Annotated in this window: 12 protein-coding genes; 11 read left to right on the top strand and 1 reads right to left on the bottom strand. The window is 41.4% G+C overall.

Going from position 1 to position 13143, the window contains the following annotated elements; genetic code table 11:
- Positions 1–21: 21 nt before the first annotated feature.
- From xseA to NSQ36_RS11005, 11 genes are all read left to right on the top strand, one after another.
- Positions 22–1368, top strand: coding sequence for an exodeoxyribonuclease VII large subunit (xseA, locus tag NSQ36_RS11055; protein WP_003215822.1), 1347 nt, complete (start codon positions 22–24; stop codon positions 1366–1368).
- On the top strand, positions 1365–1625 hold the full coding sequence (locus NSQ36_RS11050) for an exodeoxyribonuclease VII small subunit (protein ID WP_003215880.1): 261 nt from the start codon (positions 1365–1367) through the stop codon (positions 1623–1625). The genes xseA and NSQ36_RS11050 overlap by 4 nt, the downstream gene beginning before the upstream one ends.
- Complete coding sequence (locus NSQ36_RS11045; RefSeq protein WP_106067132.1) at positions 1615–2505, top strand: polyprenyl synthetase family protein; 891 nt, start codon at positions 1615–1617, stop codon at positions 2503–2505. Before NSQ36_RS11050 ends, NSQ36_RS11045 begins: the two co-directional genes overlap by 11 nt.
- A gap of 150 nt (positions 2506–2655) precedes the next feature.
- Complete coding sequence (gene dxs / locus NSQ36_RS11040) at positions 2656–4557, top strand: 1-deoxy-D-xylulose-5-phosphate synthase (RefSeq protein WP_106029158.1); 1902 nt, start codon at positions 2656–2658, stop codon at positions 4555–4557.
- The gene (locus tag NSQ36_RS11035; protein ID WP_251190328.1) at positions 4554–5408 is read left to right on the top strand and encodes a TlyA family RNA methyltransferase; all 855 of its coding nucleotides are present in this window, start codon (positions 4554–4556) and stop codon (positions 5406–5408) included. The genes dxs and NSQ36_RS11035 overlap by 4 nt, the downstream gene beginning before the upstream one ends.
- 159 nt (positions 5409–5567) lie before the next feature.
- On the top strand, positions 5568–6017 hold the full coding sequence (gene argR / locus NSQ36_RS11030) for a transcriptional regulator ArgR (protein ID WP_003215836.1): 450 nt from the start codon (positions 5568–5570) through the stop codon (positions 6015–6017).
- Positions 6018–6050: 33 nt separating this feature from the next.
- A complete protein-coding gene (recN, locus tag NSQ36_RS11025; protein ID WP_251190329.1) occupies positions 6051–7787 on the top strand; it encodes a DNA repair protein RecN in 1737 nt (578 codons plus the stop codon).
- A gap of 198 nt (positions 7788–7985) precedes the next feature.
- Positions 7986–9263, top strand: a complete 1278-nt coding sequence (spoIVB, locus tag NSQ36_RS11020; protein WP_106033130.1) for a SpoIVB peptidase — start codon at positions 7986–7988, stop codon at positions 9261–9263.
- A 285-nt stretch (positions 9264–9548) separates the two neighbouring features.
- Positions 9549–10352, top strand: a complete 804-nt coding sequence (gene spo0A, locus NSQ36_RS11015) for a sporulation transcription factor Spo0A (protein WP_003215740.1) — start codon at positions 9549–9551, stop codon at positions 10350–10352.
- Between the two features lie 456 nt (positions 10353–10808).
- The gene (locus NSQ36_RS11010) at positions 10809–11909 is read left to right on the top strand and encodes a Rap family tetratricopeptide repeat protein (protein WP_003215741.1); all 1101 of its coding nucleotides are present in this window, start codon (positions 10809–10811) and stop codon (positions 11907–11909) included.
- A gap of 225 nt (positions 11910–12134) precedes the next feature.
- A complete protein-coding gene (locus NSQ36_RS11005; protein WP_106029162.1) occupies positions 12135–12872 on the top strand; it encodes a glycerophosphodiester phosphodiesterase in 738 nt (245 codons plus the stop codon).
- A 34-nt stretch (positions 12873–12906) separates the two neighbouring features.
- On the opposite strand, the gene NSQ36_RS11000 is transcribed toward NSQ36_RS11005, so the two are convergent.
- A complete protein-coding gene (locus tag NSQ36_RS11000) occupies positions 12907–13143 on the bottom strand; it encodes a DUF2627 domain-containing protein (protein ID WP_050943781.1) in 237 nt (78 codons plus the stop codon).

Genomic DNA, 13143 nt, shown 5'->3' with positions numbered 1-13143 from the left:
TTTGAAGAGGAGGAATACGTCATGAGTGAAAAAGCCTTTGTGACGGTCACAGCCCTTACAAAATACATAAAAAGAAAATTTGATGTTGATCCGCATTTAGAAGATATTTGGATCAAAGGTGAGCTATCCAATGTCAAGATTCATTCAAGAGGACATGTGTACTTCACCTTAAAAGACGAAAACGCACGCATGCAAGCTGTCATGTTTCAGCGCTCTGCGGCGAAGCTGCCTTTTTCACCTAAGAGTGGAATGAAGGTGTTTGTACGCGGCGGAATTCAAGTCTATGAACCAAGCGGCAACTATCAATTATATGCAAAAGAAATGCAGCCTGATGGTGTTGGTGCTCTTCATCTCGCTTATGAAGAGCTGAAGAAAAAGCTAGCAAGTGAAGGCTTATTTGATGCGCGCTATAAAAAGCCAATCCCTGAATATCCAGAGGTTGTTGGTGTCATTACGTCTCCAACAGGAGCGGCTGTTCGAGATGTCATTACGACCATTAATCGGCGCTATCAGCAGGCGAAAATCATTGTGCTTCCGGCGCTCGTTCAAGGTGAGCATGCGACCCGTTCCATCGTAGAGCGGATTAAGGAAGCGAATGAAAAACAGCTCTGTGATGTCTTGATTGTCGGAAGAGGAGGCGGTTCGATTGAAGAGCTTTGGGCTTTTAATGAAGAAGCTGTCGCAAGAGCCATCTTCGCATCAGACATTCCAATCATATCTGCAGTTGGACACGAAACAGACTTTACGATCAGTGATTTCACTGCAGATATGAGAGCACCCACACCAACAGGAGCAGCCGAACTTGCTGTTCCAAGCACGACCGATTTAATTGAACGAATCAAATCAATCGATATACGGCTAACAAGAGCGGTAAAGAATCGAACCTCACAAGCGAAGGATCGTCTTGTGGCGCTGCAATCCTCTTATGCCTTCCGTTTTCCAAAACGATTACAGGAGCAAAAAGAGCAGCAATTCGATTTGGTATTTGATCGTTTTCAAAAACAGCTATCGAGGCAAATTGAGCTAAAACGCAGTCAGCTAGACCGCCAGACATACAGGCTGAAGCCGCTTCACCCTAAAGAGCAGCTGCTTCAAGCGAAAAAACGCCACGCCAATGAAACAGAACAGCTCATTCGCAGTATGAATGTGCAAATGAAAACAATTCATTCGCAGTTCCAATCGGTTCTTGGTAAACTAAATGCATTAAATCCACTTCAAGTGATGGAAAGAGGCTATAGCTTAGCCTATAAAGAAGATGAACTAATAAAAAGTGTGAACCAAGTAGAGACGCAGGATCAGCTGACCATCACGATGAAGGATGGACGTCTGATTTGTGAGGTTATTGAGAAGGAGGGGCAATCAACATGACAGAATCCAATAAACAAAAAGAAGAACAAATGACATTTGAAGAGGCTATGAAAGGTCTTGAGGAGATTGTGGGAAAGCTCGAAGAAGGAGATGTACCACTTGAGCAGGCCATTCATTATTTCCAAGAAGGGATGACCCTTTCGAAGCTTTGTCATGAAAAATTACAGCATGTTGAAAAGCAAATGGATTTCATTTTAAAAGAGGACGGTGAGCTAGCTCCCTTCTCAGTGAAGGAGGCCGATGCTGGTGACAAGTAATTTAAATGAATTTTTAACAACACGAAAACAGGCCATTGAAGATTATTTATTTACATATGTTCAGGAATTGACGATTCCTGAAGACCTGAAATCTTCTATGCTCTATTCTCTTAAAGCGGGCGGGAAAAGGCTTCGACCTGTTCTCGTTCTTGCTCTTCTAAATGCCTACGGTAAAAACGAAGAAGACGGTATACCTGTCGGCTGTGCGGTTGAGATGATTCATACGTATTCATTGATACATGACGACCTTCCTTGCATGGACGACGATGACCTTCGCAGAGGAAAACCGACGAATCATAAAGTGTACGGAGAAGCAACAGCGGTTCTCGCAGGTGATGCCCTTTTAACAGAAAGCTTCCGCCTGATTACATCTCAGCTGTCTAGCAGCGTCTCTGCTGACAAAAAGCTCAGAATTGTGGATGAGCTTGTAAAGTCAGCAGGTGCTCTAGGAATGGTTGGCGGTCAATTTGACGACATGGAAGCAGAGCAAAAGCAAGTATCGCTTGCTGAACTAGAATCCATTCACGCCCGTAAAACAGGAAAACTCCTTACGTTCAGCGTCGCAGCAGGTGCAATGCTAGCAGGAGCATCAGATGACGATATCGAAAAGCTAAGGGAATTTAGCTATCATATTGGCATTGCGTTTCAAATCCGTGATGATATTTTAGATCTCGAAGGAAGCGAAGAAAAAATCGGAAAACGGGTCGGCTCTGATACAGCAAATGAAAAGTCGACATATCCTTCTTTATTAACGCTTTCAGGAGCAAAAGAAAAGCTGCATGAGCACATCTCACGTGCAAAAGAAATTGTCTCAAATCTTCAATTAGAGCAGCAATTGTTGCATGATTTATGTGATCTAATTGCCTCAAGAGATCATTAAAAACAGCCTAGATTTGAGGGTCCTCGAGCAATTGTGGTAAACTGTAAACAGTTTATTATGATGAGACAACTCTTATTCCCTATTGGTTTTCAAAGGAATGAGGCATTATAGATGTATATAGAAATTTTGTTGAAAGCGAGTTGATCCTAATTGGATCTTTTATCAATAAAAAATCCAACGTTTCTAAAAGGAATGTCAAATGCAGAATTAGAGGAGCTTAGCGCTGACATTCGCATGTTTTTAATTGAGTCCTTAGCTAACTCTGGTGGGCATATCGGTCCGAACCTAGGAGTCGTTGAACTGACTGTTGCGCTTCATAAAGTATTTGACAGCCCAAAAGACAAATTCCTCTGGGATGTTGGACATCAGTCGTACGTTCATAAGCTGTTAACGGGAAGAGGGGCGGAGTTTGATACACTTCGTCAATATAAAGGGCTTTGCGGTTTTCCTAAACGAAATGAAAGCGAGCATGATGTGTGGGAGACAGGTCATAGTTCAACCTCGTTATCTGGCGCGATGGGTATGGCGGCAGCGCGTGATATCAAAGGGACAGATGAATATATCCTGCCGATTATCGGAGACGGTGCACTAACCGGAGGTATGGCGCTAGAAGCTTTGAATCATATCGGTGATGAAAAGAAAGATATGATTGTCATATTAAACGACAATGAAATGAGTATTGCACCAAACGTCGGTGCGATTCACACAATGCTTGGCAGATTACGTACAGCTGGCAAATACCAATGGGTAAAGGACGAGCTTGAATATTTATTCAAGCGCATTCCAGCTGTAGGTGGAAAGCTTGCTGCCACAGCAGAGCGTATCAAAGACAGCCTCAAATATCTACTTGTATCTGGCATGTTCTTTGAGGAAATGGGATTTACCTACTTAGGTCCTGTCGATGGACATTCGTATGAAGATCTTTTTGAAAATCTTGAATATGCAAAGAAAACAAAAGGTCCGGTTCTTCTGCATGTCATCACGAAAAAAGGAAAAGGCTATCAGCCGGCAGAATCCGATAAAATCGGGACTTGGCACGGTACGGGTCCATACAAAATTGATACAGGTGATTTTGTAAAACCGGCAGCAGCAGCTCCGTCTTGGAGTGGTCTCGTTAGTGAAACGGTCAGAAAGCTGGCGCGGGAAGATGAGCGGATTGTTGCGATCACGCCTGCGATGCCTGTTGGTTCAAAGCTTGAAGGCTTTGCGAAGGAATTTCCAGAGCGGATGTTTGATGTAGGAATTGCCGAGCAGCATGCAGCCACAATGGCAGCTGGGCTTGCGACGCAGGACATGAAGCCATTTTTAGCGATTTATTCAACGTTCCTGCAAAGAGCCTATGACCAAGTGCTACACGATATTTGCCGTCAGAACCTTAACGTATTTATTGGCATTGACCGTGCGGGACTTGTCGGTGCAGATGGAGAAACCCATCAAGGTGTGTTTGATATTGCCTTTATGCGTCATATGCCGAATATGGTGCTCATGATGCCAAAAGATGAAAATGAAGGACAGCACATGGTCAATACAGCCATTCAGTATGATGACGGTCCTATTGCTATGCGCTTCCCGCGCGGTAATGGGCTAGGTGTCAAAATGGATGAACAGCTGAAAACCATTCCGATTGGGTCCTGGGAGGTTCTTCGTCCGGGGAAGGATGCTGTGATTTTAACATTTGGTACGACAATTAAAATGGCGCTCCAAGCTGCAGAAGAACTTCAAAAAGAAGGGAAATCGGTTCGTGTTGTCAATGCTCGTTTTATTAAGCCTCTTGATGAAGCGATGTTAAATGACATTTTTTCTGAAGGTATTCCAATTTTAACGATTGAAGAAGCTGTGCTCCAAGGCGGATTTGGCAGCAGCGTCTTAGAATATATACACGATAAGAAAGCATCTCATATAAAAGTAGAACGTATGGGCATTCCAGATGAATTTATTGAGCATGGAAGTGTTGATGCCCTGCTTGAAGAAATTGGTTTGACGAAAGCACAGGTTGCTGACACTTTACGTGACCTGCTTCCCGCAGCACCAAGAAAAGGAATTGGATCATGACATCAAAGAAAGAACGACTTGACGTTTTATTAGTCGAACAAGGACTAATGGAAACGAGAGAGAAAGCAAAGCGTGCCATTATGGCAGGGATCGTTTACTCAAATGAAAACCGTTTGGATAAACCAGGAGAGAAAATCGCTCGTGATACACCGCTCACTGTGAAAGGGAACCCTCTGAAATATGTGAGCCGCGGCGGATTAAAGCTGGAAAAAGCGCTAAAAGAATTCGACTTAACCGTTGAAGGAAAATTGCTAATTGATATTGGTTCATCAACAGGTGGATTTACAGATTGTGCGCTTCAAAATGGAGCAGTCAAATCATATGCTGTTGATGTTGGCTACAATCAGCTTGCGTGGAAATTAAGGCAGGATGACAGGGTAATCGTCATGGAGCGCACCAATTTCCGTCATTCCGTCCCAGCAGATTTTACTGAAGGATTGCCAGAAGTAGCGTCAATTGATGTCTCTTTTATTTCACTTAAACTCATCCTTCCGGCTTTAAAGCACATTCTTGTCCTGGGCGGAGACTGTATTGCACTCGTCAAGCCTCAATTTGAAGCAGGCAGAGAGCTTGTTGGGAAAAAAGGCATCGTGCGAGATCCATCGGTCCACCTTGGTGTACTCGAAGAGATGAATGAATTTGCTGCAAAAGAAGGCTATGATGTGAAGGATGTATCATTTTCGCCTATTACTGGCGGAGACGGGAATATTGAGTTCCTTCTCCATTTAGTGCTTCATCCCGATCAAGAAGAGAATGCGGCACTTCAGGTTTCAGAGCTTGAAAAGATCGTCAAGGAAGCCCATTCTGTATTGAAAGAAAAGAAAAACAGTCCTGAGCCGGCTGACACATGAGATTGAAACAAAAGGAATAATAGCTCGCTATTATTCCTTTTTACATGGTCAAAAGATGAGAATTGGCCGTTTCTCACGTAACGCTTGTTTTTTGAACTGTGGTTCATATAACATAGAACGTAAAGACAAACTGAGATCAAACGCCTAGGGGGGTCAAAAATGAATAAAGGTCAAAGGCATATTAAGATTAGAGAAATCATCGCGAGCCAAGAGATTGAAACACAAGATGAACTAGTCGATATTTTAAAATCCGATGGATATAACATTACACAAGCGACCGTTTCAAGAGATATTAAAGAATTGCATTTAGTGAAAGTGCCAACGAACAATGGAACATATAAATACAGCCTTCCAGCGGATCAGCGGTTTAATCCGCTGTCTAAACTAAAGCGATCCTTAATGGATGCATTTATTAAAATGGATGCTGCCAGTCATTTAATCGTCCTCAAAACCATGCCGGGTAATGCACAGGCGATTGGGGCTTTAATGGATAATTTAGATTGGGAAGAAATCATGGGAACCATTTGCGGAGATGACACCATTTTGATCATTTGCCGCACTCCAGATGATACGGAAACAGTTTCAAGCAAAATTTTAGAGCTTCTATAAAGAATCAGGTTTACAAAAAGAGGTGTCAAATGAGTGTTAGCAGAACTAACCATTAAAAACTATGCAATCATTGAAGAGTTAACAGTTTCATTTGAAAAAGGACTCACAGTCCTAACAGGGGAAACAGGTGCAGGGAAATCCATCATGATTGATGCTGTCTCACTTCTTGTGGGAGGTAGAGGGTCGTCTGAATTTGTTCGTTATGGTGAGAAAAAGGCTGAGCTGGAGGGGCTTTTTCTTGTGCCAGCAGCTGACCACCCTGTATTTGCTTTATGCGAAGAGCATGGAATTGACGCAACGGATGAAATGATGATTCTTCGCCGTGATATGAACAATAACGGGAAAAGCATATGCCGCATCAATGGCAAGCTCGTTACAATCTCACTTTTACGCGAAGTAGGACGCCTTTTGCTCGATATACATGGACAGCACGATAACCAGTTATTGATGGAGGATGAAAATCATCTGCATTTACTCGATCAATTTGGAGCAGAAGAAATTGCACCTGCTCTGTCACAATATCAAGAAGCATATGAGCAATATACAAAGACAGCCCAAAAGCTAAAACAGCTCTCTGAGAATGAGCAGGAAATGGTGCACCGGTTAGATTTACTGCAATTTCAGCTAGAAGAGATTGAAGCGGCACAATTAGAGCCGGGAGAAGATGAGAAGCTTCAAGAAGAGCGCCATCAGATCAGCAACTACGAAAAAATCTTTTCCTCACTCCAAAACGCCTATAATGCCTTGCGCAATGAGCAGGGGGGACTTGATTGGGTTGGCATGTCATCGAGCGAGCTCGAGCAGGTTTCTGAGATCAACGACGATCTGAAAAAGCTATCAGAACAAGTGTCGAACTCTTACTATTTATTAGAGGATTCGACGTTCCAAATGCGAAGCATGCTGGATCAATTAGAGTTCGACCCAGCACGTCTTGATTTAATTGAGTCTAGGCTGAATGAAATGAAGCAGTTAAAACGAAAGTACGGGACAACGGTTGAGGAAATTTTGGAGTATGCGGCGAAGATTGAAGAAGAAATCGATCAAATTCAAAATCGAGACAGTCACCTGCAGACGCTTAAAAACAAACTGGATGCAATGAGCCGTGACGCCTTGCTTGAAGCACTTAACGTTTCGGAGCTTCGTAAAAAATGGGCCAAAAAGCTAGCGAAGCAAATTCAAACAGAACTAAAGGATTTGTATATGGAGAAGTCGACGTTTGATACATCCTTTTCCATTCGGTATGCGCCTTTTAGCAGCACGGATAATCCGCTGCTAGATGGAAAGCCCGTCCAGCTTGGAAAAAACGGAATCGACCAAGCTCAATTTGTGATTTCTACTAATCCTGGCGAACCGATGAAATCTTTATCAAAAGTTGCCTCGGGTGGAGAAATTTCACGTGTTATGCTCGCCGTGAAAAGTATCTTCTCGGCCAAACAAGAAGTCACTTCCATTATTTTCGATGAGGTCGATACGGGCGTAAGCGGCAGAGTTGCACAGGCGATTGCCGAAAAAATTTACAAAGTGGCGGCTGGCTCACAAGTGCTCTGCATTACGCACCTCCCGCAAGTAGCAGCAATGGCTGACACGCACCTCTTCATTTCTAAACGCTCTAAAGCAGGCAGAACACTGACAAGCGTCAAACCATTAAGTCATGAAGAAAAAGTGAGTGAAATTGGTAGGATGATTGCGGGTGTGGAAGTCACTGAACTGACAAAACAGCACGCAAAAGAATTGCTGCATCAAGCAAATGATGTCAAAACAACAGGGTAGCTGAAAAACCAGCTGCCTTTTTTATATTGTGTCAAAATTGCTGTATATACCCACGAAATCGTCTTTTTCTTTTATCAATTTATCCAATCATTTTCTATAGCTGCCGGTTATAAATCAAAGCGAAGAAGGCAAAAGTAAAGATGTAGCCAAAACATGAGTGTTCTGGTGTGGGTAAGGAGCGAGGAGAGTGAAAAATGAATGCCCGAAAAGATGAGAAAAGCCATTGGTGTAATTCTCCTTGTTTCTTTAATAAGTACAGGGTTTATGAGCATAGTGAAGGAATACATCAGCATTCCAACAAATGTTGCTGTATTTGAAAAACAGAAGCACTCAATTGACACATCAATAGAAGCGTCAGCCAATGCTTCTTCACAAGCCTTTAGTCTTTCAGAGAAAAAGAATCAGCTTGAAGTAACAGGACAAAAGGCGGGAAAAGCCGAAATTGTTTATGATTTTAAAGGATTTCCTATTAAGAAAACAAAAGTCGACGTTCTCCCTGAATTAAAAGTCGTTCCTGGAGGACAATCCATTGGCGTCAAGCTCCACTCTGTAGGAGTTCTCGTTGTAGGTTTTCATCAAATCACAACAGCAGACGGCAAAAAATCACCAGGCGAAGCCGCAGGCATTCAATCAGGGGATATGATCATTGAAATCAATGGTCAAAAGATGGAGAAAATGAATGACCTCACCCCATTTATCCAAAAAGCAGGGAAAACAGGTGAAACGCTTCGTTTACTCATAAAAAGAGACCATAAAACCTTTCAAACAACATTAACACCCGCAAAAGATGCAAGTGAAGGCACCTATCGAATTGGTCTTTACATTCGAGATTCCGCAGCAGGGATCGGCACGATGACCTTCTTTGAACCATCTTCTAAAAAATATGGTGCCCTAGGGCATGTCATTTCTGACATGGATACAAAAAAACCAATTGTTGTCGACAATGGTGAAATTGTCAGATCAACCGTAACATCGATTGAAAAAGGCACAGGAGGCAATCCTGGAGAAAAATTGGCAAGATTCTCTTCCGAACGAAAAACGATAGGGGATATATCCCGCAACAGCCCATTTGGTATCTTTGGTACGTTAACCGAAAAGCTTGAAAATCATGTATCAGACAAACCGCTTCCAGTCGCTTTATCAAATGAAGTAAAAGAAGGTCCAGCAGAAATTTTAACCGTTGTGGATCATGATAAAGTGGAGAAGTTTAATATTAAAATCGTCAGCACGACTCCGCAGAAATTCCCGGCAACAAAAGGGATGGTATTGAAGGTAACAGATGAGCGTCTTTTAAGTAAAACGGGTGGTATCGTCCAAGGTATGAGCGGAAGCCCTATCATCCAAAACGGAAAAGTCATCGGGGCAGTCACACACGTTTTCGTCAATGACCCGACAAGTGGCTACGGCGTACACATTGAATGGATGTTGTCAGAAGCAGGCATCGATCTTTATCAAAAAAACAAAAAAGCAAGCTGATCATCAAACTGCCGCGAATCTTCCGGCAGTTTTTTTCTTCCCTTTCTTTCTCTGCCATCATGTTATAAAATAAGGAAAAAGAGATTTTTCGACAAAATGGAAAATGGTATGTTGTCAAATTGCAATAATCGTCGATTCGTTAAGAAAAACGTAGAAAAAGCTAGATAATGCTCTATTATTCGGAAAATTAAAGTTTTTTAAAGGGGATAGCATGCTTTTGTCGAATTGAACACTCAGAAGAGAAATGCAAAAGACTAAAGGAATCGACATTGGGGAGGAAAGAACGTGGAGAAAATTAAAGTGTGTGTAGCTGATGACAATCGAGAGCTTGTTGGCCTTTTGACAGAGTATATTGAGGGACAGGAAGATATGGAAGTACTTGGCGTGGCGTATAATGGTCAGGAATGTCTAACATTATTTAAAGATAAAGAGCCCGACGTTCTCCTCTTAGATATTATCATGCCTCATTTAGACGGTCTTGCTGTACTGGAACGCCTCCGTGAAAACAATGACATGACCAAACAGCCAAGTGTGATTATGCTAACGGCGTTTGGACAAGAAGATGTCACGAAAAAAGCAGTTGATCTAGGCGCATCTTATTTCATCTTAAAGCCATTTGATATGGAAAACCTAGTCGGTCATATTCGTCAAGTCAGTGGAAACGGCACACAAGTCACCCATCGATCTTCATCTATCCAAAACAGTGTCCTTCGAAACAAACCTGAACCGAAACGCAGAAACTTAGATGCGAGCATTACAACGATTATTCATGAGATTGGCGTCCCGGCTCATATTAAAGGTTACTTATACTTAAGAGAAGCCATTTCGATGGTGTACAATGACATCGAGCTTCTCGGAAGCATCACAAAAGTGTTGTATCCAGACATCGCGAAGAAATTTAACACGACCGCGAGCAGAGTAGAACGAGCGATTCGTCATGCGATTGAAGTGGCTTGGAGCAGAGGAAACATTGATTCCATTTCCTCACTCTTTGGTTATACAGTCAGCATGTCTAAAGCAAAACCAACCAATTCTGAATTTATCGCAATGGTGGCTGATCGTCTGCGCTTAGAGCATAGAGCAAGCTAGTTCATTTTCATAAAAAAACGTTTCTTCAAAGAGACGTTTTTTTATTTTGAAAAATATTGTCAAAAATTGGTTGTATTGATACAATCATCTTATTGTCTCCTTTAAACAACTCAGCTTGATTTATTTTCAGAATAAAATGAACAATAAAGCATGAAAGAAATGGGTATGACATAAATTAGTGGTAATCAGCTACGCCAATCAATTGTTTGGTCTTCAAAATAGAAGAAGGAAACGCTCATTCTTAAGAAAAAGGATGAGAGGAAAAGGTCTGATGAATTTGGTAAATAAAGCAAATGAGATCGAAAGTTCTATTTCTATTGACCTGATTGGTTGGCGTTTTAAAGTCACTGGCTTCTTAGAGATTGTGCCATTTGAACTGAATATTCCCATTGTCGAATTTAATAATTTTCACATTCTTTTACTATGCTATAATAATGAAAAGAAGAGGGTGAGGTTATGGGAAAGCTGAAAATCCACTCTGCTGAGGTAGCGAACGAAATTAGCAAGTGGACGAGGGTCATTTCTCAAAATGACCTAGAAAAATCTGCTATCTATAAAGAGAAAATTCAGAATTTGCTAAAAAATACAGATGAAGACCGCGAAGTTCTCCTGTATTATCAGCTTGTGAATGGCCGACATGAAATGTTACTTGGAAATATTGAAAAAGCCAATCACATTATGAAGAGTGTCGGAACGCTCGATGAGAAAGCAGATGACATTATTAATTTTTATTTTTACTTTTACAAAGGCCAATATGCTGCATATGTGAAAAAGTATGATGAAGCCATCAGCTTTTACAAAATTGCAGAACAGCGTCTAAAGCGTGTGAATGAGGACCTTGAAGTAGGGACTTTTCACCATAAGGTTGCTTCAATCTATTACGAACTGAAACAAAATTTCATATCCATTAATCATATTAAAAAAGCCATCGATACGTTCAAAGCGCATGAAGAATATACAGCGCAGGCGATTGACAGCTTGATTTTACATGCAAGTAATTGTATCGATTTGATCCAATTTGACGAAGCGGAGGAAAAATACCAAGAAGCACTTGAGAAAAGTAAACGCATTAACAATGAAGTGCTGATTGGGAAATGCTATCATAATTTAGCCGTTCTTTATTATGCGAAGCATGATTACGAAAAAAGCGCACAATATGCCAAAAAAGGGATGGGCATTCAAATGCACCGTGACAATAGCCATTATTACATCCAATCTTTATACGTTCTCGCAAATGCCCTGGTTCATCTAGGAGATCAAGTGGCGAAAGAATATATTAAAGAGGGCATTCAGTATAGCTGTGATATCCAAAATAATGAATATATAGTAAAATTTGAAATTTTAGATTTAATGTGCGAAAATAGTGGAGCAGCAGACGTATTCTCTGAAAAATTAGACTACATAGAAAAAAATAGATTATATGTGGAGCTTGAGGATTTGTCTGAACAAATATCGAAATACTTCAAGGAACGAAATGACTATCAAAACGCCATTCGTTTTCTTGAAAAGAAATTCGATGCACAAATACTTCAAAAGAAAGTGGAGGTTATCTTATGAAAAAGTTGTTGTTAGGTTTAACCGTCGTTACAGCAGTCGCAGTTGTTTCTTCCCTTTTTGCTCTTGACGCAGAGACGACAGAGCAAGCCATCAGAGCGATTACGTGATCGAATTTATACAGAACCTCTTCGTACGAATCAGAAGAGGTTTTTTTATGTGCTTAAACTGGAAAAACGAAAAGAGACACGTCATAATGAAAGGAAGCATCATACTTAGAGGTGACCTATGACGAAAATTTTTGCACACAGAGGTTTTAAAGGAATCTACCCTGAAAATACCATGATAGCCTTTGAGCATGCACTCCATTCTGGAGCTGACGGAATTGAGCTGGATGTTCAGCTGACGAAAGATGGCAGGCTTGCTGTCATTCACGATGAGAAGCTGAACAGAACAACGAATATGAAAGGCTTAGTGAAAGACTATACATATGAAGAGTTAAAAGCAGGAGATGCGAGTCATTCTTTTTATGAAGAAACCGGTGCTGTATCCATTCCTCTTTTGGAGGAAGTATTGGAGCTCGTGACGCAGCAATCATCACTCATCATCAATATTGAACTGAAAAACTCCATTTATCGATATCCAGGTATTGAAGAGAAGGTAAAGGAGCAAATTGAACACTTTCAAATAGAAGATCGTGTACTTGTCTCATCGTTTCATCATGGGAGTTTAGCTCTTTTTCACAAGCTGATGCCGCATGTTGAGCTTGCTGTTCTCACAATGGATGTCATTCATCAGCCAGAGATGTACATAAAAACAGTACCTGCAAGAGGTTATCACCCGAATATAAAGGGCGCAGGGGTAACAAAAGAAGTCGTATCGGCTCTCCATGCCGCCCAGCAAGTGATCAGACCATTTACAGTAAACAGTGAAAAGCAAATGAAAAACATGTTTTCCTTAAGTGTCGACGGAATTTTCACTGATTTCCCTGATAGAGCCGTCAAAATAAGAGAAGAAATGAAATAAAGACCTGCGATCAACAGCGGGTCTTTTTTCATGTTTATCTCTGTTTAAAGCGGGTGGTCACTTTATTTCGTTTGCGGTCTCTGTATAAAATAAAGCCAGCGACTACGTAAAGACCTCCCCCTAAAAAAAACAACCCTGCAATTCCTTGCAGCCATAAAAATGGAAATGGTGCAATGATGATACCGAAAACAGTGTCACGCAAAAGCTTAATTCCAAGTGCAGCAAGCGCCCCAGGTATTAAAATAATCACTAATGCAAGTATTCTCCCCAT

Origin of the sequence: Bacillus sp. FSL W8-1143 (assembly GCF_037965155.1) — a bacterium.
Taxonomy (GTDB): Bacteria; Bacillota; Bacilli; order Bacillales; family Bacillaceae; genus Bacillus; species Bacillus pumilus.
The sequence above is the reverse complement of the archived record's forward strand: the minus strand, read 5'-3'. Positions and strand labels throughout refer to the sequence as shown.